The 23,789-nt window shown below is 72.7% G+C and carries 29 protein-coding genes and 1 riboswitch; of the genes, 14 read left to right on the top strand and 15 right to left on the bottom strand.

The window, feature by feature from the left end:
• Window positions 1–1,199: hypothetical protein (locus tag ACXVGS_RS02345; RefSeq protein WP_458536584.1), on the bottom strand; the 1,199-nt coding region annotated here is incomplete at its 3' end.
• Between the two features lie 381 nt (window positions 1,200–1,580).
• On the opposite strand from ACXVGS_RS02345, the gene ACXVGS_RS02340 reads away from it, so the two are divergent.
• Together ACXVGS_RS02340 and ACXVGS_RS02335 are read left to right on the top strand one after the other, a co-directional pair.
• Window positions 1,581–2,927, top strand: coding sequence for an ammonium transporter (locus tag ACXVGS_RS02340; protein WP_458530424.1), 1,347 nt, complete (start codon window positions 1,581–1,583; stop codon window positions 2,925–2,927).
• Window positions 2,924–3,262: a P-II family nitrogen regulator gene (locus tag ACXVGS_RS02335; protein WP_458530425.1), complete on the top strand. Its 339-nt coding sequence runs from the start codon at window positions 2,924–2,926 to the stop codon at window positions 3,260–3,262. Before ACXVGS_RS02340 ends, ACXVGS_RS02335 begins: the two co-directional genes overlap by 4 nt.
• Before the next feature lie 40 nt (window positions 3,263–3,302).
• Here ACXVGS_RS02335 and ACXVGS_RS02330 read toward each other — a convergent pair whose 3' ends face one another.
• From ACXVGS_RS02330 to ACXVGS_RS02290, 9 genes are all read right to left on the bottom strand, one after another.
• A complete protein-coding gene (locus ACXVGS_RS02330; RefSeq protein ID WP_458530426.1) occupies window positions 3,303–3,575 on the bottom strand; it encodes a multiubiquitin domain-containing protein in 273 nt (90 codons plus the stop codon).
• An 11-nt stretch (window positions 3,576–3,586) separates the two neighbouring features.
• Window positions 3,587–3,874, bottom strand: coding sequence for a hypothetical protein (locus ACXVGS_RS02325; protein ID WP_458530427.1), 288 nt, complete (start codon window positions 3,872–3,874; stop codon window positions 3,587–3,589).
• Window positions 3,855–4,352, bottom strand: coding sequence for a DUF5994 family protein (locus ACXVGS_RS02320; RefSeq protein ID WP_458531538.1), 498 nt, complete (start codon window positions 4,350–4,352; stop codon window positions 3,855–3,857). The genes ACXVGS_RS02325 and ACXVGS_RS02320 overlap by 20 nt, the downstream gene beginning before the upstream one ends.
• A 174-nt stretch (window positions 4,353–4,526) precedes the next feature.
• Entirely contained in the window at window positions 4,527–4,751 is a 225-nt protein-coding gene (locus ACXVGS_RS02315; protein ID WP_141790287.1) for a hypothetical protein, read from the bottom strand.
• A 118-nt stretch (window positions 4,752–4,869) separates the two neighbouring features.
• Window positions 4,870–5,310 carry an ATP-binding protein gene (locus ACXVGS_RS02310; RefSeq protein ID WP_458530428.1) on the bottom strand — a complete coding sequence of 147 codons (441 nt, stop codon included), beginning with the start codon at window positions 5,308–5,310 and terminating at the stop codon, window positions 4,870–4,872.
• 1,129 nt (window positions 5,311–6,439) lie between these two features.
• Window positions 6,440–7,993 (bottom strand): pilus assembly protein TadG-related protein, encoded by a 1,554-nt coding sequence (locus ACXVGS_RS02305; RefSeq protein ID WP_458536583.1) that lies wholly within the window; start codon window positions 7,991–7,993, stop codon window positions 6,440–6,442.
• Window positions 7,993–8,550: a TadE/TadG family type IV pilus assembly protein gene (locus tag ACXVGS_RS02300; RefSeq protein WP_458531540.1), complete on the bottom strand. Its 558-nt coding sequence runs from the start codon at window positions 8,548–8,550 to the stop codon at window positions 7,993–7,995. Before ACXVGS_RS02300 ends, ACXVGS_RS02305 begins: the two co-directional genes overlap by 1 nt.
• Before the next feature lie 298 nt (window positions 8,551–8,848).
• Window positions 8,849–9,163: a YtxH domain-containing protein gene (locus tag ACXVGS_RS02295; protein ID WP_458534543.1), complete on the bottom strand. Its 315-nt coding sequence runs from the start codon at window positions 9,161–9,163 to the stop codon at window positions 8,849–8,851.
• 90 nt (window positions 9,164–9,253) lie between these two features.
• A complete protein-coding gene (locus ACXVGS_RS02290; RefSeq protein WP_458530432.1) occupies window positions 9,254–9,766 on the bottom strand; it encodes a DinB family protein in 513 nt (170 codons plus the stop codon).
• A 209-nt stretch (window positions 9,767–9,975) separates the two neighbouring features.
• Here ACXVGS_RS02290 and ACXVGS_RS02285 point away from each other — a divergent pair, with 209 nt between their 5' ends.
• From ACXVGS_RS02285 to ACXVGS_RS02250, 8 genes are all read left to right on the top strand, one after another.
• Complete coding sequence (locus ACXVGS_RS02285) at window positions 9,976–10,713, top strand: PIG-L deacetylase family protein (protein WP_458530433.1); 738 nt, start codon at window positions 9,976–9,978, stop codon at window positions 10,711–10,713.
• Window positions 10,710–11,612: an ATP-grasp domain-containing protein gene (locus ACXVGS_RS02280; RefSeq protein ID WP_458531541.1), complete on the top strand. Its 903-nt coding sequence runs from the start codon at window positions 10,710–10,712 to the stop codon at window positions 11,610–11,612. Before ACXVGS_RS02285 ends, ACXVGS_RS02280 begins: the two co-directional genes overlap by 4 nt.
• Complete coding sequence (locus ACXVGS_RS02275; protein WP_458536228.1) at window positions 11,609–12,889, top strand: glycosyltransferase; 1,281 nt, start codon at window positions 11,609–11,611, stop codon at window positions 12,887–12,889. Before ACXVGS_RS02280 ends, ACXVGS_RS02275 begins: the two co-directional genes overlap by 4 nt.
• Window positions 12,890–13,012: 123 nt before the next feature.
• The gene (locus tag ACXVGS_RS02270; protein ID WP_458530436.1) at window positions 13,013–13,786 is read left to right on the top strand and encodes a class I SAM-dependent methyltransferase; all 774 of its coding nucleotides are present in this window, start codon (window positions 13,013–13,015) and stop codon (window positions 13,784–13,786) included.
• 147 nt (window positions 13,787–13,933) lie between these two features.
• Window positions 13,934–14,106, top strand: a riboswitch (cyclic di-AMP (ydaO/yuaA leader).
• A 2-nt stretch (window positions 14,107–14,108) separates the two neighbouring features.
• Window positions 14,109–14,828 (top strand): C40 family peptidase, encoded by a 720-nt coding sequence (locus ACXVGS_RS02265; protein ID WP_458533275.1) that lies wholly within the window; start codon window positions 14,109–14,111, stop codon window positions 14,826–14,828.
• Window positions 14,829–14,944: 116 nt separating this feature from the next.
• Window positions 14,945–15,916 (top strand): quinone oxidoreductase family protein, encoded by a 972-nt coding sequence (locus ACXVGS_RS02260; protein WP_458531542.1) that lies wholly within the window; start codon window positions 14,945–14,947, stop codon window positions 15,914–15,916.
• A 132-nt stretch (window positions 15,917–16,048) separates the two neighbouring features.
• A complete protein-coding gene (locus ACXVGS_RS02255) occupies window positions 16,049–16,384 on the top strand; it encodes a PadR family transcriptional regulator (RefSeq protein ID WP_141790292.1) in 336 nt (111 codons plus the stop codon).
• Window positions 16,381–17,370: an HAAS signaling domain-containing protein gene (locus ACXVGS_RS02250; protein WP_458530439.1), complete on the top strand. Its 990-nt coding sequence runs from the start codon at window positions 16,381–16,383 to the stop codon at window positions 17,368–17,370. Before ACXVGS_RS02255 ends, ACXVGS_RS02250 begins: the two co-directional genes overlap by 4 nt.
• 55 nt (window positions 17,371–17,425) lie before the next feature.
• Here the strand turns inward: ACXVGS_RS02250 and ACXVGS_RS02245 are convergent, their stop codons facing one another.
• Window positions 17,426–18,127, bottom strand: a complete 702-nt coding sequence (locus tag ACXVGS_RS02245; RefSeq protein WP_458536582.1) for an alpha/beta fold hydrolase — start codon at window positions 18,125–18,127, stop codon at window positions 17,426–17,428.
• Window positions 18,128–18,188: 61 nt separating this feature from the next.
• Here ACXVGS_RS02245 and ACXVGS_RS02240 point away from each other — a divergent pair, with 61 nt between their 5' ends.
• The gene (locus ACXVGS_RS02240) at window positions 18,189–19,451 is read left to right on the top strand and encodes an MFS transporter (RefSeq protein WP_458532712.1); all 1,263 of its coding nucleotides are present in this window, start codon (window positions 18,189–18,191) and stop codon (window positions 19,449–19,451) included.
• Between the two features lie 18 nt (window positions 19,452–19,469).
• On the opposite strand, the gene ACXVGS_RS02235 is transcribed toward ACXVGS_RS02240, so the two are convergent.
• A complete protein-coding gene (locus tag ACXVGS_RS02235) occupies window positions 19,470–19,910 on the bottom strand; it encodes a nitroreductase family deazaflavin-dependent oxidoreductase (RefSeq protein ID WP_458530986.1) in 441 nt (146 codons plus the stop codon).
• A gap of 28 nt (window positions 19,911–19,938) precedes the next feature.
• Window positions 19,939–20,274 carry a DUF4760 domain-containing protein gene (locus tag ACXVGS_RS02230; RefSeq protein WP_458530987.1) on the bottom strand — a complete coding sequence of 112 codons (336 nt, stop codon included), beginning with the start codon at window positions 20,272–20,274 and terminating at the stop codon, window positions 19,939–19,941.
• Between the two features lie 193 nt (window positions 20,275–20,467).
• Between ACXVGS_RS02230 and ACXVGS_RS02225 the strand changes: the two genes are divergently transcribed.
• On the top strand, window positions 20,468–20,914 hold the full coding sequence (locus ACXVGS_RS02225) for a VOC family protein (RefSeq protein WP_458530988.1): 447 nt from the start codon (window positions 20,468–20,470) through the stop codon (window positions 20,912–20,914).
• Between the two features lie 163 nt (window positions 20,915–21,077).
• Here ACXVGS_RS02225 and ACXVGS_RS02220 read toward each other — a convergent pair whose 3' ends face one another.
• Window positions 21,078–22,076, bottom strand: a complete 999-nt coding sequence (locus ACXVGS_RS02220) for an NAD-dependent epimerase/dehydratase family protein (RefSeq protein ID WP_458533832.1) — start codon at window positions 22,074–22,076, stop codon at window positions 21,078–21,080.
• Window positions 22,077–22,176: 100 nt separating this feature from the next.
• Between ACXVGS_RS02220 and ACXVGS_RS02215 the strand changes: the two genes are divergently transcribed.
• Window positions 22,177–22,590: a VOC family protein gene (locus ACXVGS_RS02215; protein ID WP_458532714.1), complete on the top strand. Its 414-nt coding sequence runs from the start codon at window positions 22,177–22,179 to the stop codon at window positions 22,588–22,590.
• A gap of 5 nt (window positions 22,591–22,595) precedes the next feature.
• Here the strand turns inward: ACXVGS_RS02215 and ACXVGS_RS02210 are convergent, their stop codons facing one another.
• Complete coding sequence (locus ACXVGS_RS02210) at window positions 22,596–23,036, bottom strand: hypothetical protein (RefSeq protein WP_458536581.1); 441 nt, start codon at window positions 23,034–23,036, stop codon at window positions 22,596–22,598.
• 96 nt (window positions 23,037–23,132) lie between these two features.
• Between ACXVGS_RS02210 and ACXVGS_RS02205 the strand changes: the two genes are divergently transcribed.
• The gene (locus tag ACXVGS_RS02205; RefSeq protein WP_458530992.1) at window positions 23,133–23,702 is read left to right on the top strand and encodes a hypothetical protein; all 570 of its coding nucleotides are present in this window, start codon (window positions 23,133–23,135) and stop codon (window positions 23,700–23,702) included.
• Window positions 23,703–23,789 lie beyond the last annotated feature (87 nt).

The following is a 23,789-nucleotide window of genomic DNA, read 5'->3' as shown; positions in this document are numbered from 1 at the left end:
GGGTTGAGGTCGCCCATGAAGGTGTACCGGCCGCCGGTGCCGCTCTGGGTCGGCTGCGAGGTGGTGTTCGGGCTCTGCCGGGCAAACCACGGCAGGAGCACCTCGTCCTCAGGGTGCCAGGACCCGTCGGCGGAGGCGTTGGTGTCGTAGGTGTTGCCCGGGAGCGTGAAGCCGATGCCGACGACCGGGTCACCAGTCTCCATGACGGACGTGCAGCCGTACTGCGGCGCGGTCGGGGTCACCCACGGGTTGACCGTGTTGTTGACGAACGGGTCATCGCCCCACTCGGCGATCTCGTGGCTGAGCGCGTGGATGTCCTTGATGTAGTCGCCACGGAACGTGCCGGGCGTGCTGTATGCCGAGAAGGCAAATGTCTGCACGCCCTGCTTGCCGTTGCCGTTGGTGCTGCCGCCGCCGTTGCCGGTCGCCTTCGACGCTCCGTGGTAGCCAATGACGCAGCAGTTGCTGATGCTGCCCTCGTAGAGCATGACGTTGTTGGTCAGGAAGATCGGCAGGTAGGTGGGGTCGGTGTGCTGCTGGCCCATGAGCTGCTGGATCCGGCTGGAGAACCACGCGTAGTCGACCAGGCCATAGGTGACCCCGTGGCTGTTCTGGTAGGCCGACCCCTTGCCGTTCGGGATCGTCATCGTGACCGGCGCCTGGACGGCCGGCTGACCCAGGTTCAGGTGATAGCCGGTGCCGGTCTTGTTGAACTGCGACCGCATGATCGCGTCCTCGTACTGCACGCCGGCGTTGCCGGGCGAGAGCTCGCCGGCGCCGCCGGTCGACTTGGTGGTGCTCGTGTAGTCCGACGTCTGGAAGATCGGGGACGCCACGGTCCGTTCGACGACGTCGGTGCCGTTGAGCGCGTAGCCGTTGTTGGCCGAGAAGACGATGTTGACGGGGATGATGTCGGTGGGCACGGTCGAGGCGCTGTTGGTGCTGGGGTCCGCGCCGACCATGTTGTAGCCGTAGGTGGTCCCGTTGGTCGGGTCTGTGAACGACCCGCTCCAGTGCGGGATCGTCTTGTCGGTGGCCAGCGGCGTCGCGCCGCCGGCCTCGGTGAACTCGGCGCCGGCCGGGTCCATCACGGGCAGGGTCGCCGAGCCGGAAGCGAACGCGGCCGGGGCTGCGCCGACAAGCGCGGCGGACGTCGCCACCGCCGCGGTGAAGGCGGACAGCCTTGCGAGTCTGTTCATGAGGTTCCTCCCCTTGGCCACCGCAGGTCCCCGGTGGCACGTGAGCGCCACCACTCGTGCGTGGTGGCACGTCGCGGAGCCTGCACTGTCCAGGGCGTCAGGTGAAGACTTCCACGCCGGTTCACAGGTTCAAGCAGGAGTTCTTACCTCCGCTTTAACCTCCCCTGACCAACTGAGCCCCCACGCAGTTCGGGACGCTGCGGCGCACCCTGCCCGGCCGCGCATACCGGTCTGCGTCGCAGTGGCCGCGTAATGGGCATCACGGCGAGGGGCGCGCCAGGTGTGGGATCGTCCCCGCGGCGGAGGCCCCTGCCGCCGAGCTGACCGTCCCCCGACCAGTCGCGGCCGCGCCCCGGCGGCCGCGCCGAAGGTGACTCCCCGATGACCGTCCTCACCGCAGCCCCCTCTGCCCTCGACACCGGTGACACCGCGTGGCTGCTCACGTCCGCGGCGCTCGTGCTGCTGATGGCCCCCGGCCTCGCGCTGTTCTACGGCGGCATGGTGCGCGCCAAGAGCGTTCTCAACATGATGATGATGACCTTCGGGTCCCTCGCTGTCGTCCTCGTGCTGTGGACGCTGGTCGGCTACTCGCTGGCCTTCGGCAACGACGTGGGCGGCGGTTTGCTCGGCGACCCCCTGCAGCACCTGGGCCTGGGCGACCTCATGTCGCCGTCGAGCAACGGCTCGAGCCACGTGCCCGTGCTCCTGTATGCCGTGTTCCAGGGTCTGTTCGCGGTGATCACCGGGGCGCTTGTGTCGGGGGCGATCGCCGACCGCGCCCGGTTCGGGGCGTGGATGGTGTTCGTGGCGGTGTGGACCGTCGTGGTCTACGCCCCGGTGGCGCACTGGGTCTTCGACGCCGGCTCCCCCGGGCACGCAGGGGGCTGGCTGGTTCACCAGGTCGGTGTCATCGACTTCGCCGGGGGCACCGTGGTCGAGGTGGGCTCCGGCGCCTCGGCGCTCGCCCTGGCCCTGGTCCTCGGCCGCCGGATCGGGTTCGGCAAGGACCCCATGCGGCCGCACAACCTCACCCTCGTCATGGTGGGCGCCGGGCTGCTGTGGTTCGGCTGGTTCGGTTTCAACGCCGGCTCGGCGCTGGCCGCCAACCAGGACGCCGTCATCGTCTTCACGACGACCCTGGTCGCCGGTGCGGCGGGCACCCTCGGCTGGCTCGCGGTCGAGCGGTTCCGCGACGGGCACGCCACGTCGCTCGGCGCCGCGTCGGGCATGGTGGCCGGCCTCGTGGCGATCACCCCCTCGTGCGCGTCCCTGTCGCCGCTCGGTGCGATCGTCCTGGGGGCCGCCGCCGGTGTGGTCTGCGCCTTCGCGGTGGGCCTCAAGCACCGGCTCGGCTACGACGACTCGCTCGATGTCGTGGGCGTGCACATGGTCGGCGGTATCGTCGGCACGCTCGGCATCGGCCTCCTGGCCACGGCAAACGCCCCCACGGGGGTCGACGGGCTCCTGTATGGCGGGGGGGCGGGCCAGCTGGGCAGGCAGGCGGTCGGGGTGGTCGCCGTCATGGTCTACGCCTTCCTGGTCTCCGGCATCCTTGGTCTGGCCATCGACAAGGTCATGGGCTTCCGTATCCACCGGGACGACGAGGTCGGTGGCATCGATCTCGCCGTGCACGCCGAGACCGCCTACGACCTGCACGCACTCGTCACCGGACGGACCGTCCCGCACGGCACACTGCGCTCGCTCACTCACTCAGGGGAGAACCGATGAAGCTCGTCACGGCGGTCATCAAGCCGCACATGTTCCAGGAGGTGCGCGAAGCCCTCGATGCGTTGGGAATCAACGGGATGACGGTGTCCGAGGCGAGCGGCCACGGTCGCCAGCGCGGCCACACCGAGGTCTACCGCGGCGCCGAGTACGAGGTTGACCTGGTGCCCAAGCTCCGTCTCGAGGTCATCGCCGACGACCGCGAGGCAGCCGATGTCGTCCGGGTGATCGCGGACTCCGCCAGGACCGGGCGGATCGGGGACGGCAAGGTCTGGGTCGTGCCGGTGGAGTCCGTCCTGCGAGTGCGCACCGGCGAGCTGGACGACGCCGCGATCTGATCCGGCGCGGCTGTCGGGTCGGGCCGGGCCGGACCCCTGTTCACACCGCCGAGCTGTCGGACTTCGTGACGTGGAAGGCCATCCAGTCCCTGACCTTCACCGTCGACCCTGGCGACAGTGAACCTTCCGGCTGGTCCGCGGGGCCTCCACGGTAGGTGACTGTGAACAGCCAGCTCGGGCCGGCCGGGACGGGAGGGAAAGCCAGGGCAAGGAGCTCCTCGAAGGAGATCTCCTCAACGGCCACGGTGTTGGTGTGGCCGTTGACGGTCACCGGGTGGTCCCGGGTGTGACCGCCGGAGGTCTCCAGTGACATGGGGGCCTCCGTCAGAGGTACTGGCCCGTGGCCGCGCTGTCCGTCCGGGAGATGCGGACCGCGACGACGTTCGACGGGTTGACGACGACCACGCTCTCCTGGGTCTCCCGGCTGAAGCTGGCGTGGGCGAAGGTGAGGCTCCGGCGGTCGTCCAGCGCACAGGCGATGGCCTGCGCTGCTTCCAGCTCAGAGCCGAAGTCACGGCTCACCACCAACATGTCCTCGCCGCTGAGGGCATGGATGCGGAGGAAGAGGTCGACCGGCCCGGAAGCCGGATCGTCATCGCTGGGGCTCGTCATCCCGGCCTGCCTGTCGCGACAGCGTCAGCAGCTCCCCGGGGCTGAGCACGTTGTCTCGCTCGATGGACCGCTCCAGGGCCCACGACGCCTGCTCGGCGTCCAGGTCGGAGGGGAGCACCACGAGGATCAACCGTGTGCCGTTGGCCAGGGCGACCGTCACCTGGTGCGGGTCGTCCGTGCTGAACCAGCCCGCCTTGACCCGGTGTCCGTCGACGTACACCCGGGCCGGGTGGGAGTCCCAGATGCCGGGGTCGTAGGTCATGTGGAGTGGCTTGCTGTCGCGGGCGGCCCAGATCGCGGCCAGCAGCGACGGCGCCTCAGCTGCGAGGTCGGACGAGCGCGGCCACCAGGCACCGTCGAGGGCGCCGGGGCGTTCCCGGGATGCAGCGAGAAGTCGCAGTCGAGGAGCAAGCCGCTCGCCCTGGGGGAGAGGCGAGGAGGCGCTCCGGGAGTCGGATCGACGGGGGGAAGTGTCCATGGCCACGGCAGCCACCAGCCAAACCCGGGGGCTCGAACGCCCGGAAGGTCACGAGCACGGAAACCGACCACGACAGATGTCGGGCGCGACATGGTTCCTGTGCTTCAACAGTACGCCGTCCGTGCAGCCCGAGCCTCCACCATCAGGCGGTGGCACGAGGCCAAGGAACCCAGGTCAGAGCCGGTGCAGCTTGGACGTCGGCAGGGTCACGCGCCGGACGCCGTGGCCGAAGTCGACGTAGACCGCGGCCTCGCCGTCACATGCGGTGACGCGACCGAGCCCGTGCCGGTCGTGAGTGACGCGTTCACCGACCTCGAAGCGCTCCACCGGCCTGAGTGCTGCCTCCCGCGCGACGTTGAACGGGCTCTTGAACGGCTGACGTGCAGGGGAGGAAGGCATGGACTCCAGCATCCTCCACCCTGTGAGCCGGCCCACACGTGGGTCACCCCCAAGCCTCTCGCCGGACGGTCTGCCGTCCTGGGTGTCCGGGAGCGAGGCCGCAGGAAAGGCCCCTGGCTCAACGGTCTGCGGAGGCGTGGATCTCGAACCAGACCGTCTTGCCCACCTCGACGGACAGGGGCTGGGCGCCCCACGAGGTGGCCAGCCGGTCCAGGAGCTGCAGCCCCCAGCCGTGGCTGAGGTCTTCGGCGGGGCCGGCGGCGGGCTGCAGCGGCTCGGGGTCGTGGTCGATGACCTCGACGCGAAGGCGGTCGGGGGTGCGGTGCAGGTGCAGGACGATCGCGGCCACGTCGCTGTGGGCCGTGGCGGACGGGCGGGGGTGGATGACCGCATTGGTCACGAGCTCGCTGGTGAGGAGCTCGGCCGCCATGGCAATGTCCTCGCCGAGCTCGCGGCAGAACTCCACCACGCGCCGACGGGCCAGGCGCGGCGCGACCTCGGTGGCCGGCAGCCGCAGCCGCTCATGTACCCCGTTTGCCCCGGTCCCCGTCCCCATCATCGACGCCCGCCAGTTTGCGTGGCCCGTAGTGGCCCGGTCCCGCCCAAACCGCCCCGCCAGGGTCGAGGACACGCCGTCCTCTTTGCGAATGGTAAGTCCCCGCCTGCCGGACCCCAAGGGGGTCAGCGCAAGCTTCTGCACCCCGGTGCTCCGGCCCGCATCGGGGCGGGGCGTCGGGTCAGCACGCCTCGCGGCGTGATGCGCCCGGAGGCGTGGCCGAGCCGTGCCGTTTGTGGCCGAGGGGGGTGCGCGCCAGCAGGGTGCCCCGGTGCTGGTGGGCCCGCGCCCGGTGGTCGGCCAGGCGGTGACCGAAAAGGTCTCGCCGGCCGGAACTGGTGTGTGCCTTCCAGGGTGCCAGGGCGCGGGGCGCGACCGGCCCGGCGACCGGCCCGGCGACCGGCCCGGGTCGGCGGGGTGTCAGGGCTGCCGGGAGGACCGGGTAGCCCACCAGCTCGATGCGGTCCGTCGGGCGGGGCGTCGCTGAGCCGGACGGCATACTGGGCGACGTCCTGGGGGTGCTGGCGCGGGGCGCGGTGGCGACGGTGCGGGGCGCGGTGGTGACGGGCTGGGCCACCCTGGCCCGGACCTGCTCGCCGCGCGACGGACGGCCCGGCAGTGCCACCACCGGCGGGGGCGGTACGGGGGACGTCGGCCCGGGGAACGCCCACGCGCTCCCCGGGTCGCCCGGGTGGCTGATGTCGGAGGGAACCAGCAGGCACCCGGAGAGGGCGAAGACGACGGCCTGCAGGATGACCAGGGCCAGGGTCGGGCCGGCTCCCCAGAGCCGCGGCCGGAGCCGGCGCAGAGGATGCCTTGGGGGTGTGGATGGGACGTTGCGCCTGAGGGCGTACGGCCCTCGCTCAGCGCTCAACGCCATGCGAACCTCCTCGAGTGACCCGTGCAGTGGCCTGTCGTCGGCGCGCCAAGTTTGGCACTCTTTGAGGGCATTTCGCCTGCGGTTGCTGTGATCCACTCCTGAACGGCCGCGAGACCCTGTGGCGGCCCGCCTGCCAGCGGCCCCGGACGGGCCGGCCGGCGCGGCGTGGCAGGGGCCCGGCGCACCAGAACCGCTGGTGGGGCCGACACTGCCCGTCTCGGCCCCACCACCTGTGGCACGAAGGTGCGGCTCTCACTCCACGAGGCGCACCGGGTCGCCCTCCAGGCTCGCGGTCCACGACGTCGTGTCGCTGGGCTGGTTGCCGGCCCCGTAGGCGTACTGGAGCTTGAACCAGCAGGCGGTGGGGTCGGAGTCGGCGCAGGTGTATCCGGCGGGCACCGGGACAGCGATCGTCTCCCACTTGCCGTTGAAGCTGGAGTTCGACGTGATCGAGCAGTTGCTCAGCGTCCCGGAGGCCGGTCCCGTCCCGGTGCATCCCGCCAGAGCCGCGCCGCTCGGTGACACGACCGTCACCGTGCCGTTGCCAGTGGAGTCGCCGATGTCGAACAGCCGCACGTTGAGGATGTGCCCCGCGGCCCCGCTGGGGATCCGGGCGAGGTGGAAGGTCGTGGTCGCGCTGGGGATGTTGGCGTAGATCGCCATCTTCTGGAATCCGGCGATCGAGATGGCGTCCCTCGCGGAGCCGTCGGACGTGGAGTAAGCCCGCAGGGCGAACCGGTTGTGCCCCGAGGCGCCGTCGGTGGCCAGTCCGTTGGTCCTGACCTGGATGAAGTAGGTCCCGGCCGGTGCGCTGCCGATGCTGCACAGCGTCACCCACTTGCGGAAGACCGAGCCGACGGCTGCGGGCAGGGCGGCCGGGTTGCTGAGGCTTCCGTTGTAGCCGGCATAGGTGTTCGTGCAGCCACCCACTGCGGGGTAGCTCGTGGGATCCCACGGGTTGGAGGTCGCCGTGGCCTGACGGACCGTGAACTGGGTCGTCACCTCGCCGGTGCCCCCGTACCGGATGTCGCCGGTGCAGTACGGGCTGCTCTGGCCCGGGGCGTAGCGGTCACCGACAGGGCCGGACAGCCCGTTCTGGTCGCACAGGTCCCCCACGGCGATCAGGGCGGGGTCGAACGCCTCGAACTGCAGGTTGTTCACCGCGCGGGAAAGGGTCACCGAGTAGAAGTAGCCGTTGTTGTCGTAGTCGTTGTTGGTGGTCCCGGTGCAGTTGTCACTGCCCGGGCAGCCGCCGTCCTGGTAGGCATCGCCGTAGCTCTTCGCGGCGGCGACCGAGCCGACGTTGGCCCAGAACTGTCCGGTCCCGGTGCAGTTGGAGCTGCGGGTGCCCGCGGACTCGGGGTCGTTGCCGAACTCGTTGCAGGGGCTGCCCATCGGCACCGGACCGACGAAGTCGGCCACCGCGGTCCGACGGATCGTGGTCTGGGGGACGCCGAGCAGCGGGGCGAAGAAGTTGTTGACCGTCTTGGTGATCGTCACGCGCAGGCGCGTGGGCTGCCCGCCCAGGGCGGGAACCACGGAGACCGTGCCTCCGTTGGCGAAGCCGTTCTGGCCGGCGAAGCTCTGGGCCGTCGAGAAGGCGCTGGTCTGGTCCCCCGGGAGGTTGGGGACCCCCGCGAGGGCGGCAGCGTCGGCGGCGCGCTGCTCCTGCAGCCCGACGAGGTACCAGCGGCCCACGTCCACGGTGAAGGCGCAGAAGGCCAGCAGCACGAAGCTCAGCAGGGCCACCAGCACCGCGACGTAGCCTCGGTCGTCGCGGCGCAGGCGTCGCAGACGCGCGGACATCACCGGCACCCGCTGGACACGGGCATCGGTTCGAGCGCCATGACCGAGTGCTCACCGAGCGTGAGGGTCTGGAAGAACAACCCCGTGAAGGCCTGGTGCCGGACCTCGAGGTACACCCCGACGCTGTCGGTTTCACCGGCGCAGGCGTCCTGGGACATGGGAGCCCACGTGTTGGTCACCGGGACGAACTTGTGCGTGCCGGTGTCCCAACGGAACGTGACGCAGGTGGAGCAGCTGGTGAAGGCGCTGCCGCCGCCGAGCGGGTAGCCCTGGGCGTCGGCCTTGTAGACCCACAGCTTCTGGACCGAGGTCATGTCCAGGGCGGTGGAGCCGTTGGCCACCTGGTTGGCGGCATCCTGGGCGAAGGTGAGCGTCCGAGGCTCCGCCGACGCCATCCGCACTCCGCCCCGGACCGAGGAGACCAGGCCGAGCCAGTCCTTGAACAGCATGCCGAACTCCAGGATCCCGAACAGGATCAACAGGATGAACGGGGTCACCAGCGCCGCCTCGACCGCCACGGCGCCCTTGTCCCGTCGGCCACTGTCATGCTTACGCACTCGCAACCGGGCCATCTGTGCCTACCTCTCCCAGGGCCGCCCACTGCCTGGGCGGGGCCGGCGTGGTCAGTGGTTCGAGGGCGGCGGCCCTGCCTTGTCTCCCTCACGCTAGGAGCCGGCTTCCCGCAACAGAACGCGTTGCCAGGAGAAGTGGCCGATCGGCCGGGGCAGGCTGACCGAAGGTGCTACATCGCCGGTAGGGGACGAACCGGAGAAGCTCCGCACAGCGGTACCAGTCGCGCGTGGACAGCGGAAAGCCCCGGCCACCACAAGGGGGTGGCCGGGGCACCGGGTGTGCTCAGGCGGAGCGGTGCGCTCCCGGAGGTGTGCCCGGTGCCTCGCGCGCCGGGGCGTCGTCACCGTGCAGCTTGTCGCCGAGCTTGTCGCCGACCACGGCCGTGACCCTGGAGGTGGCCTCCGCCAGCTTCTGCTGGACGTCGGGGGCCTTCTCCCGGGCCAGGTCCTGGGCGTGACCGACCTGCTCCTGCACCTTCGGGTGCTGCCACAGGTCCTGACCGCGTGCCTTGATCTTGTCGTAGCGCTGGCGCCCGGCCCGGGCGCCCAGGACGTAGCCGATCGCCGCGCCGACGAGCAGCGTTGCCTTGGCCTTCATGCGCGTTCCTCCCTGTCGTGGTGCCTCCACCGTGCCCGATCCGGGGCCGGGGCAAAACCCGGGACCGCGAGACGGTGGTCACGACGGCGCTCAGGCCGGCGGGTGGTCGCCGGTCGCGCCGTCGATCAGCTCGCGCACGATGTCCATGTGCCCGCAGTGCCGGGCCACCTCCTCGACCATGTGCACCATCACCCACCGCAGCGAGACCTCGGCGCCGGACCAGGACGTGCCCCGTGCGTCGAGGTCCAGCTCGGCAACCACGGTGTTGGCCGCCGCGCGGGCCCGGCCGTAGAAGGCGACGATCTCGGCGGTGCTCTCACCCGGCTCGACCCGCAGGTCGGCCTCGAGGTCGTCGTCGTCGAACGGCAGCGGCTCGGTCGCGCGCCCGAACGTCTCGCAGAACCAGCCGTACTCGACGGCAGCGAGGTGCTTCACCAGGCCCAGGAGGGTGGTGCCGGACGGTGTCAGCGGCCGCCGCAGCTGCTCGTCGTCGAGGCCCTGGAGCTTCCACAGCACCACGTCGCGGTGACGCTCGAGGCTGTCGAGCAGGGTGGTCTTCTCGTCGGCGGTGCGACGACGCGGGGCAGGCGGGGCAGAGCTCATGCCGGTGACCGTAGCGACCTGCGCGGACAGCCTCGCGGACCGAACGCCGGACCGGCGCGTTGACCGAACGGTCGAGGTACTCGACCCGAAAGCTCGATCCGCGCCGGCTGCCCGCTGCGGTGAGGTTGACATGTCACGGCGAACGTCGCCGTGATCGGCGTCCCCGCCTCCAGCGGGTGGCGTCGGGACACCCGGATAGGCAGGTCATGATGGCGCACTCCGTGCTCGGCCTCCTCGGCCTGGCGCTGACGACAGCCGCACTGGTCATCCTCGGGCTCAGGGTCCTCCCCGGGCCCCGGGCCCGCTCGCTCGCCACGCCACACCCTCGTCGGGTGCTGGCCATCGGGGCGCACCCGGACGACCTCGAGCTGGCCTGCGGCGGCACCCTGGCCAAGCTGAGCGACTCCGGCCACGAGGTGCACGCGCTGGTCCTGTCGCACGGGGAGCGCGGCGGTGAAGGCGCCGCGCGACCCCGGGAGGCCCGGGCGGGAGGGGTGCTCCTCGGCCTGACCAGCGTGCAGGTGCACGACTTCCTCGACACCCGGCTCGGTGAGGACCCCGTGGGGCTGGTGCAGGCCATCGAGGCGATGATCCGCCGGGTCAACCCCGACATCGTGCTGACCCACTCCGGCCACGACCAGCACCAGGACCACCAGGCGGTGCACGAGGCGACGCTGCGCGCGGCCCGGCAGTCGACCTCGATCCTGTGCTACGAGAGTCCGTCGGCGACGCCCGACTTCCGGCCCAGCGTGTTCGTTGACATCGACGAGTACGTCGAGGTGAAGGTCGCCGCGGTGGCGGCGCACCGCGACCAGGGACGCAAGCCGTACATGACTCCCGAGCGGGTCCGCGGGATCGCCACCTTCCGGGGGTCCCAGGCCAAGGTCGCCTCGGCCGAGGGCTACGAGCCGGTCCGGCTCCTGGGCAGTGCCCTGGGGGAGCTGTGAGGCGCGCCGTCCTGGTCACCGGGGCCGGCGGCCCCGCCGGCCGCAGCCTGGCCGCTCAGCTGGCCTCCCGCGGATACCGGGTGGTGTGCGCGGACATGAGCCTGACCGGGCCCGGCGGTGAGCCGGCCCCCTGGCACGTACTGCCCCCGGCCGGTCACCGTGAGTTCATCGGCGAGCTGCTGGCCCTGGCCCGCCGGGTCGGTGCCGACCTGGTGGTGCCGACGGTCTCCGAGGAGCTCGCCGTCGTGGCCGCGCACGGCGACCTGGCCCGTCACCAGGGCGTGGACGTCCTCGTCTCGCCGTGGTCCGGGGTCGTCGCGGCGAACGACAAGCTGGCCACCTGCCTGGCCCTCGAGGCTGCGGGCGTCCCCGTGCCCGCCCATGCGCTGCCGAGCCGGCTCGCGGCCACGCCGGAGCTGCTGGACGCCCTGGGCCTGCCCTGCCTGTCCAAGCCCAGGGTCGGGCGCGGTGGGCGTGGCGTTCAGGTTCACGACGGCCCGGAGGCCGTCGTCCGGCGCGAGCTGGAAGCCTTGTCCGACAACGAGATCGTCCAGGAGCTCGTGCCCGGTGAGGAGTTCGGCCCGAACCTGTGGCTCGGCGCTGACCCGGCGCGGGACGTGGTCGTGGTGCTGCGGAAGACCGCCCTGCGCCAGGGACGTGTCGGCAACGCGGTGGGCGTGGAACGGGTCGACGAGCCTGCGGTCGGGGCGGTCGCCCTGGCGGCTGCGCGACGGCTCGGGCTGCGCGGCCCGGTGGACGTCGACGTCCGGCTCCGGGCGGACGGCACCCCCGTCGTGCTGGAGGTCAATGCGCGCTTCGGTGCCAACAGTGCGCACGCGCCCGAGGTGCTCGACGCACTGGTGGGCGAGCACCGCGGCGCCTGGGGGGTGGCCTCGTGACCGGGTTGCTCGCGCAGGTCGCCCTGTGGGGCGGCGTGGCCATCCTGGTCTGGGGCCTGCCCCGCCTGCTCTACGTGCCGCTCGCGCTGGCCTTCGAGCTCGGCCAGGCACGGCGACGGCGCCGCGGGACTCCCGCGGTCCTGGCCCGGCGCCCCCTGGTGACGGTCATCGTGCCCGCCTACAACGAGGAACGCGTGCTGGAGCACTGCGTCAGCTCGGTGCTCGCGTCCGGCTACGACCACCTCGAGGTCGTGCTCGTCGACGACGGCTCCAGCGACGGCACGCTCGCGCTGATGCGCCGGCTCGCCCGGACCGACCGGCGGGTCACGACGGTGACCCAGCCCAACGCGGGCAAGGGTGCGGCGCTCAACCGGGGGATCGCCGTCTCTCGAGGCGAGTTCCTCCTCTGCGTCGACGCCGACGGGGTCTTCGGCCCCGACACCGTGACCGAGATGCTCCGGGGGCTGGACGACCCCCGGGTCGGGGCGGTCTGCGGCGACGACCGGCCGGTCAACCTCAACCGTCCGCTGACCCACGTGCTGGCCGTGCTCAGCCATGTCGGCACCGGCCTGGCACGCCGGGCGCTGAGCATCCTGCGCTGCCTGCCGATCGTCTCGGGCAACCTCGGGGCCTTCCCACGGCACGTGGTCGAGGAGATCGGCGGGTTCCGTGAGGACACCGTCGGTGAGGACCTCGAGCTGACGTGGCGCGTGCACCGCGCCGGCTACCGCGTGGCGTTCCGCCCGACGGCCCTGGTCTATGCCGAGGTGCCGTCGACGGTCCGGGCGCTGTGGCGCCAGCGGGTGCGCTGGGCGCGTGGCCTGCTGCAGACGCTGCGCATCCACCGGGGCATGCTCGGCCGCCGGCGCTACGGGGTCTTCGGGTTCTACCTCGTGCTCAACGCGTGGACGATGGTCGGCATCCCGGTGCTGCAGCTGGTGGTGCTGGTCTGCGTGCCGTTCGCCTTCGCCGCCGGGCACACGCCGTTCAGCCTCACCGTGCCGTCGGTCATGGGCTGGCTGGGCCTGTGGGTCTCGCTCGCGCTTGCGGTGTTCTCCATCCTGCTCAACCGCGCCGGCCGCGACCTGCGGTTCCTCTGGACCGCGGTGCTGTGGCCGGTCTACTCCACGCTCATGGGCATGGTCATGGCCGCCGCCATCTTTGCCGAGCTGCGCGGCACCACGGCCCGGTGGGACAAGCTGGAGCGCAGCGGGGTGGTCAGCCGACGTGGATCGCGGGTCCACGCCGGCCTGACACGCCCGGCCGCCGGCCCGTAGGGCCAAGCGCGGCGCGCGTCCTGGCGCCGCGGCGCACTGTCCTGGGGCCGCGGCATACCGTCCCCGGGCTGAGGGCCGGGCCCGGATTGCACCGCGCCCGGCGAAGGTGGCAGCGTCGGCGGCATGACGCGTCTGGACTCGGTGCCCATGTTCGACGAGCTCGCCGAGGACTACGACCAGGTGCTCCCGTTGTGCGCCCGGTTCGGCGAGCAGGTGCTCGAGCTCATCGACGACGATGCCGGCGCCGAGCTGCTCGACGTGGGCGCCGGCCGGGGTGCGGTGGCGCTCGCGGCCGCCTCGCGCGGCTGGCACGTCACCGCCGTCGACGCCTCCAGCCAGATGGTGGACCACCTGCGCGCGGCCGACCCCGACATGGTCGTGCGGCTCATGGACGCCCACGCCCTGGCCTTGCCGGACGACAGCGTCGACGTCGCGGTGGCGGCCCTGCTGCTGCACTGCGTCGACGATCCGGCGCAGGTGCTCGCCGAGATGGTCCGGGTGACCCGGCCCGGCGGGCAGGTCGTCATCACGGTGCCCGGGCCGGTGGACGACGGTGGACGCTGGGACCGCTTCTACGAGGTCGGGGCGCGCTTCCGTCCCGCTCCCGGCGCGGTCCAGGTCGCCCGCCCGATCGACGTCGGGCGCCTCGTCGCCGAGGCCGGGCTGGAGGACGCGTGGATGGGCAGCCTCGAGGTGCGGTTGCCGGTCTCTTCGCCCCGCGAGCTGTGGGAGTGGCAGATGTCGCACGGCTTCGTCGGGTTCTTCCGCTCGCTGGCGCCCGGCGACCAGGTCGAGCTCGAGCGACGCGCCCTCGACGAGCTCTGGCGGATGCACGAGGACGGCGGGATCGAGCTGCACCGCGGGGCCGACGTGCACATCGCGCGAGTACGCCGCTGACCGTCAGCGGTAGGGACCTTGGTCATTGGTGTGAGCATTCGTGACCTCGGCGTGACATTCACTTGGGGCTTTGGGTACGGTTTGCGACGCTCTTTGATCCCCTGCAAGGAGCCCCCGCACCGGGACCGCCGAGTCCTGCCACCGGTGTCGGGGAAACCCCTGTAACCCGCATGGCAGGAGCGGGGGACCCACTTCCGGGGCACTCCGGTGCTCCTTGGGGTGAAGTCCGCGCCACACGGCATACCGCCGTCGCGTGGACCGGGTGCATCTCTCCCACCCGAACCCGACAGCTCACCTCGCAGGCGTCTGGAGGTGGCTTCACGTGTCCAAGCACCATGCCGGGCGTCATCGCGCCCAAAACCGTCCCACCAACCCCCTCGGCACCACCACGGGCCGGACGACGGCGGTCCTCGCTGTCTCCGGTGGCATCGTCGCCACCCTCGCCGGACCGGCCTCGGCCGCTTCGGCGTCGGCCCCGGCGCCGCTCGTCGCGCCGCCCGCGGCAGCTGACACCGTGGCCGTTGCGGCCCCGGCTGCCAGCCCCGCGGTCGTCGCCCCCAGCTTCGGCGAGGTCGGCTTCCACAGCGTCGCGCCCAAGCCCGCGCCCGCTCCGAAGCCCGTGGCGGCCCCGGCTCCCGTCCAGCGGGCCGCCACCCCGCAGGTCAGCCGGGGCACCGCCCGGCCGGCCGTGTCCGTGTCCGTCTCCGCGCCGGCCACCAGCGTCCTGGGCGTCGCGGCCCAGTACGCCGGCGTGCCGTACGTCTGGGGCGGCACCACCCCGTCGGGCTTCGACTGCTCCGGCTTCACGCAGTACGTCTTCAACAAGATCGGCGTCTCGCTGCCGCGCACGGCTGAGGAGCAGCGCGCGGCCGTCACGCGGGTCAGCACCCCGCAGCCGGGCGACCTGGTGTTCTTCGGGTCCCCGGCCTACCACGTCGGCATCTACGCCGGCGGCGGCATGATGTGGGACGCCCCGCACTCCGGTGCGGTCGTCTCCAAGCGCGCGATCTGGACCAGTGCCGTGACCTACGGTCGCCCCTGATCCGAGCGCGTTGAACGGCCCGAACCCGCTATCCCCTGCAGCGGGCTCGGGCCGTTCGCCGTCCCTCGCCGTGAACACCGGTATGCCGCGGGGCCGCCGCCCGTAGTCTCCGGGCCATGCGCGCTGTCGTCGTCCGTTCCCACGGAGCTCCCGAGGTCCTCGCCGTCGAGGAGCTGCCCACCCCGCACCCCGGTCCCGGCCAGGTCCGCGTCACCACGGAGCTGACCAGCGTCAACTTCGCCGACGTGCACAGCCGCCGCGGTGGCTACGACGCGGGTGGCGCGCTGCCGTTCACCCCCGGCCTGGACTGCGTCGGCGTCGTCGACGCGGTGGGGGAGGGTGTGACGGACGTGGTCCCGGGCCAGCGCGTGGCGGCGTGGACCAGCGGCGGCTCCTATGCCGAGCAGGTGCTCGCCCCGGCCGCCATGACCTACTCGTTGCCGCAGGACGTCCCGGCCGAGGTGGGGGCGTCGCTGACGGTGCTGGTCACGGCATACAACGTGCTGCGGCGGGGGCAGGTTGGCGATGGCGACACGGTCCTGGTCCACGGCGCGACCGGCGGCGTCGGCGGCGCGGCGGTCCAGCTGGCGCTGGCCATGGGTGCGCGACAGGCCATCGCCACGGTCGGCGGCCCGGACAAGGTCGCGGCGGCGCGGGCACTCGGGGCCACCCACGTCATCGACCACCGGGCGGAGGACTTCGCCGAGGCGGTCCGCGCCCTCACCGGCGAGGGAGCCGACGTCATCGTCGACCCGATCGGCGGGGAGGTGACCGAGCGCGGGATGACCTGCCTGGCGCCGTACGGGCGGCTCGTGATCTGCGGGCACACAGCCGGGCCGGCCGCGGCGATCCGCACCACCGACCTGCACCGGCACAACCGCGCGGTGCTGGGCTACAGCACCGGCTACCAGCGCCGCACCCGGCCGCACGCGCTGCGCCCCGCGGTCGAGGCGGTCCTGGCGCACGCCGCCCGCGGCGAGCTGGTGGTGCCCGAGTCGGCGCGGTTCCCGCTGGGAGAGGCGCCTGCCGCGCACGCCCTGGTCGAGTCGCGGGCCGCGGTCGGCCGGGTGTTCCTCGTCCCGGCCTGACGCCAGCAACACCTCTGTCCCGGGAGGGGGGCGTGACGGGGCGGCGGGTCTCGCGCGACACGCGGTACTGCATGCTGAGCGGTAACGCGGAATGCGTAGTAGCGTCCGTGCCACACAAGCAGGAGGTGGGGTTTGGACACGACGCAGCTGCTCAAGGGGGTCCTCGATGTCGCAGTGCTCGCGGTGGTCGAGGAGGCCGACGGCTACGGCTACGACGTGGTGCGCCGGCTGCGCGCCGCGGGTCTGGAGGACGTCGGCGACGCCTCCGTCTACGGGACGCTGCGCCGGCTCTACACGGCGGGGGCGCTGACCTCCTACGTGGTGCCGTCCGAGGAGGGCCCGCACCGCAAGTACTACGGCATCAACGCACAGGGCAAGAAGGCCCTCGCGGAGCAGACCAAGGTGTGGCTCCGGTTCTCGGACACCATGAACGGCCTCCTGCAGGCCGGGGCGGAGGGGCGACGGTGACAACGACGACGAACCTGCGGGTCGACAGCTACCTCACCGGGGTGGCCGCGGCCCTGGATGACCTGCCGCGCGGCGACCGGGAGGACCTCCTGGAGGAGGTGCGCGAGCACCTCGACGACCTCGCCCACGAGAGTGACGCGCCGCTGACGGTGCGCCTCGGCGAGCCGGAGGCGTATGCCGCGGAGCTGCGTGCGTCCGCCGGCCTGCCTCCCCGGGGGCGCGCCTCCCGGGCTTCGGTGACCCGCACCCTGGGTTCCGCCAGGGACGCGCTGCTGGCCCAGTCCTGGGTCCGCCCCGTGCTCGGATTCCTCATCTCGGTGCGCCCGCTGTGGTGGGTGGCCCGGGCGTGGCTGCTCGTCTCGGCCGTCGTCCTCGTCCAGTGGGGCAGCTGGGGCGCCTGGTCGACACGGCTGCCGCTCGTGCCCCACGTGGGGTCCGGTCTCACCGGGGCCCTTGTGGTCCTTGTCGTGGCCGTCGCCTCGGTGCAGGTCGGACGGCATGGCTGGGGCGTGAGGGCGCGCCGCGCGCTCATCGCGGTGAACGCGGTGCTCGTCGTCGCGGCAGTCCCGGTACTGGCGTCCCTGAGCGACGCGACGGAACGCACCGTCATGCAGCCGAACACCACCGTGCAGTACGTCACCGAGCCCCCGCAGCAGGGCACGTGGACCCGGGGCTACCGGGTGCTCAACGTCTATCCCTATGACGCCAACGGCCACCTGCTCACCGACGTCCGGCTCTACGACGACCTCGGCCGCCCACTGGATCTCCAGCTCGGCCAGGACCCGAACCGCCGGGCCGTCTTCGACCGCACCGGGCAGCCGGCGACCAACGCGTTCCCGCTGCGCTACTTCGAGCCGGGCACCCGTGTGGTGGCCAACCCCTCGGCGGGGCCGCAGGTCGTGGTGCCCCCGCTGGTGCCGCAGCCGATGACGGCGAGCGCGACGCCCCAGGCGAGCGCGACCTCCACGGCGAGCGCCACCCCCTGACCGGCGGCGGGCCGGCCGGGGCAGCCGGGGGCCGGGCGTGCCGCCGCCTCCGGCGTCAGCGACCGAGCTGGTCGAGCACCTCGACGAGCTGCTCCGGCGTGGACACCATCGGCCAGTGGCCGGTCTCGAGTTCGACGAAGTCCCAGGCGTCGCGCAGGGCCTCCACGTGCGGGCGCTGCTCCGGCCCGTCCGGCAGGGTGCAGGCCACGAAGGTGGCGCTCAGCTGCTCCAGCGGCCGGGTGAGGCCGGCCGGCTCCAGCAGGGTGCGGCCCGGGTGCCCGGTGCTGCGCGCCAGCAGGTCGGCCACCTGCTCGTCGGTCAGGTCGTGGCCGGCGAAGTCCTCGGGTTCCGGTGCCGGCCAGAGGCCGTCGTGGCCGGCGATGCTGGCGCGCACCAGCTCCTGCGCGGCGGCGGACCACCCGTCGACCATCGAGGCGCCGTCGACCGGCACGTTGGCGTCGAGGAACACGGTGTGCGCCACCCGGTCGGGCGCACGGTCGGCGACGATGCCGGCGACGAGTCCGGCGTAGCTGTGCCCGACGAGCACCACGTCACGCAGGTCGCGGTCCTCCAGCACGGTGACCACGTCCTCGACGTGGTCCTCGAGGCCGACCTCGGCGGCCCCGGTGGAACGGTCGGACAGCCCGGGCAGGGTCAGCGGGTGGACGGCGTGGCCTCGCTCGCGCAGCAGCGTGGCGACGGGCTCCCAGACCCAACCGCCGAGCCAGGCCCCGGGGACGAGGACGTAGGTGGTCACGGGGCCACACCGTAGGGGACCGGTGCGACGGGTGTCCGGCGAACGTGGCACGGTGGCAGGCATGGCACAGGCGCAGCAGCACCCGGGGCGCCCGGCCGGGGGTCACCGGGTCGGGGAGGGCGGCTTCCGGCGCATCTCGGTGGCGTTGTTCGCCGCCGGGCTGGCGACGTTCGCCCTCCTCTACAGCACGCAGCCGCTGCTGCCGGCCCTCGCCCGCTCCTTCGGCGTCACGGCCGGGCAGAGCGCGCTGTCGGTCTCCGCCTGCACCATCGGGCTCGGCCTCGCGCTGCTCGTCGCCGGTCCGCTCTCTGAGGTGGTCGGCCGCACCCGCCTGATGCACGCCTCGCTGTTCGCCTCGGCCGCCGTCGCACTGCTGTGCGCGCTCGCGCCCGGCTGGCCGGTGCTGCTCGTGCTGCGCGTGATCGAGGGCGTGACCCTCGCGGGGCTGCCCGCCGTGGCCATGGCCTACCTGCGCGAGGAGGTGCACGAGTCCAGCCACGCCCGGGCCGCCGGCCTTTACATCGGCGGCACCGCGCTCGGCGGCATGTGCGGGCGCCTGCTGGCCGGTGGGCTGGGCGACCTCGCCGGCTGGCGGTGGGCGCTCGCGGGGGTAGCCCTCCTCGGCCTGGCCTGCGCCGTCCTGGTGCGGGTGCTGCTGCCGGCGTCGCGCCACTTCGCCCCGGCACCGGCCAGCCCGGCATACCTGCTGCGGGTCACCGGGCGGCTGCTTCGCGACCCGGCCCAGGTGGCCCTCTACGGCCTCGCGGCCACGCTCATGGGCGGGTTCGTCGCGGTCTACAACGCCATGGGCTTCCGGCTCGCCGGGCCGCCCTACGCCCTGGGTCTGGGGGTGGCCGGGCTGGTCTTCTGCGTCTACCCGATCGGGTCGTTCGCCTCGACGTATGCCGGCCGGCTCGCCGACCGGCACGGTCGCCGTGCCGTCGTGCCGGTCGCCGTCGTCGTCATGCTCGCCGGGGTGCTGCTCACCCTTGCCGGGCCGCTGGGCCTCGTCGTGCTCGGGCTCGCCGTGATGACCGCCGGGTTCTTCGCCGCGCACGGCGTGGCCAGCGGCTGGGTGGCGGCCCGGGCGCACGTCGGCACCGGGGGCACGGGCCAGGCCGCCTCGCTCTACCTGTTCGCCTACTACCTCGGCTCGTCGGTGTTCGGCGGCCTGGCCGGTGACGCGTGGACCGCCGGGGGGTGGCCGGCGGTGGTGCTGCTCGTGGGCGCGCTGGTCCTGGTGGGCCTGGGCCTGTCGGCCGCCCTGCGGCGCACACGCAGCCTGCTCGAGCCGGGCAGCGGGACCGGCCTGGTCAGCGGCTGAGGGTCAGCGCGCCGGCGGTCAGTGGCTGACCGGCTCCAGCACGAACACCGGGATCTCCCGGTCGGTCTTCTCCTGGTAGGACGCGTAGTCCGGCCAGGTGGCGACGGCGCGCTCCCACCACTGCGCCTTCTCCTCGCCGGTCACCTCGCGCGCCTTCATCTCCTGGACCTCGGGGCCGTCCTGCAGCTCGACCAGGGGGTTGGCCTGGATGTTGAAGTACCAGACCGGGTGCTTGGGGGCGCCGCCCAGCGAGGCGACCACCGCGTAGGCGCCGTCGTGCTCGACCCGCATCAGCGGGGTCTTGCGCAGCTTGCCGGACCGCGCGCCGAGCGTGGTCAGGATGACGACCGGGCGCCCGCGCAGGGTCGTGCCGCGGGTGCCGCCGGAGGACTCGTACTCCTCGACCTGGTCGCGCACCCACTTCTCGGGACTGGGCTGGTACTCACCGTTCAGAGGCATGCCCCTGACAACACGGCATACCGGGCGTTTATGTCTGCTGGGCGGCCAGGGCCTCGAAGTTCTCGTACAGCTCCGGCACGCCGAACCGCGCACGGGCCTTCAGCGCGGCCGGGCCGACCTGGCGCCACAGCCCCGCCATCCAGAGCCAGTCGAGGATGAGGTCGGTGTCGATCAGGCCGCGCGAGGTGAGCGTGCCGACCGTCTCGCCGAACGCCAGGACGGTGGCCACCGCGTCGTCGTCGATCGTGGAGGTCTCGGGGTCGAAGCCCTCCGACCACAGCGTCTTGGTCGCGTCCTGCAGCCCCAGCTGCGTGCTCCACTGGGCGATCTGGATCAGCAGCGCTGCGTCGTCGTGCGCGGACATGCCGGCTCCCTTCCTTCCGGCCGGTCCCTCGCCGGCCGGGCTGACGCCAGCCTCCCCGGGCCCGGCCCCGCCGTCATCGGCCAGTTGTCCTGCGCCCGGCGCGCCGGTGTCCGTCATGCCCGCCCTGCCCCGTCGTGTCAGGTTCGTCACGTTCCGGGTCAGGTTGTCGGTGGGCGGTGCCAGCATTCCGGCCATGACCGCGACCCCGTCTGCCCCCGCGCGCGTCTCGCTGATCACCCTCGGCGTCGAGGACGTCGCGCGCTCCACCGACTTCTACCTCGGCCTCGGCTGGCCCCTGTCCCCGGCGTCCGTGGCCGGGGAGGTCAGCTTCTTCCGGACCTCTGGTGGCCTGCTGGCGCTGTATGCCGCGTCCGCCCTGGCCGCGGACACCGGGCTGCAGCAGGCGCCCCAGGGGATGTTCCGCGGGGTCACGACCGCGGTCAACTGCGACGACGAGGCGCAGGTCGACACGACCCTCGAAGCGGCGGTGACGGCCGGGGGGACGGTGGTCAAGCCGGGGCACCGCGCCGACTGGGGTGGCTACGTCGGTTATTTCAGCGACCCGGACGGGCACGTGTGGGAGGTCGCCTGGAACCCCGGCTGGCCGATCGGCGAGGACGGACGACCGCAGCTGCCCTGACCAACGCGACCGAGCCCGGGCCCAGCACTGCAGGTCCGGGGCTCTGCCGCGTCACGGCGGCGCATCCCCGTGGAACCGGGCGGGGGGCGGCGCCGCCGCGCGTGACCGACCGGCAGAGGGGGCGCCTGTTGGCGAAGGAGTGTCCGTACGGCTGATGCCGGGCTCAGTCGCCCAGGGCGTACCGGCTCAGCAGCTGCTCGGTGACCGCGGTGTACCGCTCGTCGACCCGCTGCCGGGAAGGGTCGGCGTCGTGCCAGGCGACGACCTCTCGTGCGCCGCGCCAGAACGGCACCGTGGCGGCAAAGCCCGGCACGAGCGCCTTGACCTTGCTGTTGTCGAACACCCCGTGGTGCATCCGGTCCCCGAGCAGGGCGTCGCCGATGTCGGGAGCCACCGCGTGGATCGCCTCGGAGGGCACGTGGACCAGCTCCGGCTCCGGGGCGCCGGCGGCCCGGGCCATCTGCCGGTAGATGGCGTCCCAGGTCAGCACCTCGTCGGAGGTGATCTGGACGGCGTCGCCGATCGTCGCGGGCAGGCCGAGCAGGCCGACGAAGCCGCGGGCGAAGTCGTCGTGGTGGGTCAGCGTCCACAGGGAGGTCCCGTCGCCGTGGACCACGACCGGCAGCCCGCGGCGCATCCGGTACACCTCGGTCCAGCCACCCAGCAGCGGCACGGAGGTCGCGTCATACGTGTGGGAGGGGCGCACGATGGTGACCGGGAAGCCACGCTCGCGGTGGGCGGCGACGAGTCGCTCCTCGCAGGCGATCTTGTCGCGGGAGTACTGGAGGAACGGGTTGCGCAGCGGGGTCGACTCGGTGACCGGCAGGCTGGCCGGCGGCTTGGCATAGGCCGAGGCGGAGCTGACGAAGACGTACTGCCCGGTGCGGCCGCTGAAGGTCTCGACGGCGGCCGCCGCCTGGTCCGGGGTGAACGTCATGAAGTCGGCGACCGCGTCGAAGTGACGCGCCTCCAGCGCCTGCCGGACCGCGGCCGGGTCGTGGGCGTCGGCGTGCAGCGCCTCGACGCCCTCGGGCAGCGGGCGGGTGCTGCTGCGGCCCCGGTTGAGCACGCTCACCTGCCAACCTGTGGCCACGGCACGGCGGACGCAGGCCGAGCTGATGACGCCGGTGCCGCCGATGAACAGGACGTGGGGTGCGCTCATGGGTGCCGATCCTGCCCGATGCCCGTCGGGGACCGGCTGCTGCGGTGCCACCTCGGCGTTGCGGCTGCCCGGCCGACCTGGCCCGGCCATGATGTGGCCCATGACCAGTCGCCTGCAGAACCTCACCGTGGACTGTGCCGACGCCCGCGCCCTCGCGTGGTTCTGGGCGCAGGTGCTCGGGTGGAACGTCTACTACGACGACGACCCCGAGGTGCTGATCGCGCCGGCCTTCCCGCCTGACCCGGCGCAGCGGCCGACGATGCTGTTCATCCCGGTGCCGGAGGGCAAGACCGCCAAGAACCGCGTGCACCCCGACCTCGAGCCGACCGACCGGACCCGCGACGAGGAGGTCGAGCGGGTCGTGGCGCTCGGCGCGCGGATCACCGACGACCGCCGCAACGCCGACGGGACGGGGTGGGTGGTGCTGGCCGACCCCGAGGGCAACGAGTTCTGCATTGAGCGCTCGGCCGCCGAGCGGCCCGTGGTGCCGCGGCAGTGGCGGCTGGGCGGCTGACCCGGTCAGAGGATGCCGCTGGCGCGCAGCTGCGCGCCGATCGGGCCGTCGCGCCAGGCCTTGTCGTAGAGGCTGACGGGGACGGCCCGGCGCTCGTCCAGCGTCAGCTCCTCGACGGGCAGCAGCCCGCCGAGACGTCGGCGGTGTATGCCGGTGACCTCCTCCCAGGCCGCCTCCAGGGCGTCGTCGTCGCGCTGGAGGACCAGGCCGTCGGCGGTGACCGTCAAGGTGCGGCGCCGGGCGCGGGACAGCGTCAGGCTGCCGAACGAGGCGGCCAGGGCGAAGCCGAGCAGCAGGCCGATCGGCCACGGGTCGACCAGGACGGCGACCACGAGGCCGCCGAGGCCCGGGGCGAGGAACGCCCGCATCAGCGCGACCGGCCAGCGCGGGGGATAGGTCGTCGGCTCCGGCGGCGGCAAAGCCGGTTGCTGCTCGGGAGTCGGCACAGCCGGATGGTAGTGCGGAATGGGTAGCGAGGGCCTTGCGTTCTGCATGGATGTAAGCGTGTAATCACGTAAGCATCATTCAATGAGGAGGCCGTCATGGCACCACACAAGCGCTTCCCCCACGGCCGGGGTCGCGGCGGCTACGGCCGCCCCGGTGGGTGGCAGCAGGCCGACCTGCCCGACGCGTCGGACGCCTCGGGCTGGTTCGCCGGCCGACTGCCCGACGACTGGTTCACCGGGGCACCGGACGTCACCGTCGACCGGGACGAGATCACCGTCATCGGTGACCTGCCCGCGCCGGACAGCGACGACCCGGCGGCGGCCGAGGGCCGGATCAGCCGCTGGCGTGAGGAGACCCGCGAGACGCGGATGAAGATCGCCGACCAGGCGCAGGCGCGCTACGGGCGCACCGTCTCCTGGGGCGCGCGGATCGGCGACACCGCCCAGCTGTTCACCCACCTGTCCGTCCCGGCGATGACGCGGCTGCGCCAGAGCGAGCGGCAGGTGCTTGACACCCTGGTCGACGCCGGGGTCGCCCGGTCGCGCTCCGAGGCGCTGGCCTGGTGCGTCCGGCTCGTCGGCCAGCACACCGACGAGTGGCTCAGCGGGCTGCGTGAGGCGATGTCGGAGGTCGAGCGGCTGCGCGCCCAGGGCCCCGAGCTCTGAGGCTCGCCCCCGTCGTGACGGCGAGGGTGACGGCGGATCCGCTGTGATCACAGCGATCCTGCCGTCACGGCCGCCCACGACGCGTTC

This window comes from Oryzihumus sp. (genome assembly GCF_054325275.1).
The sequence above is the reverse complement of the archived record's forward strand: the minus strand, read 5'-3'. Positions and strand labels throughout refer to the sequence as shown.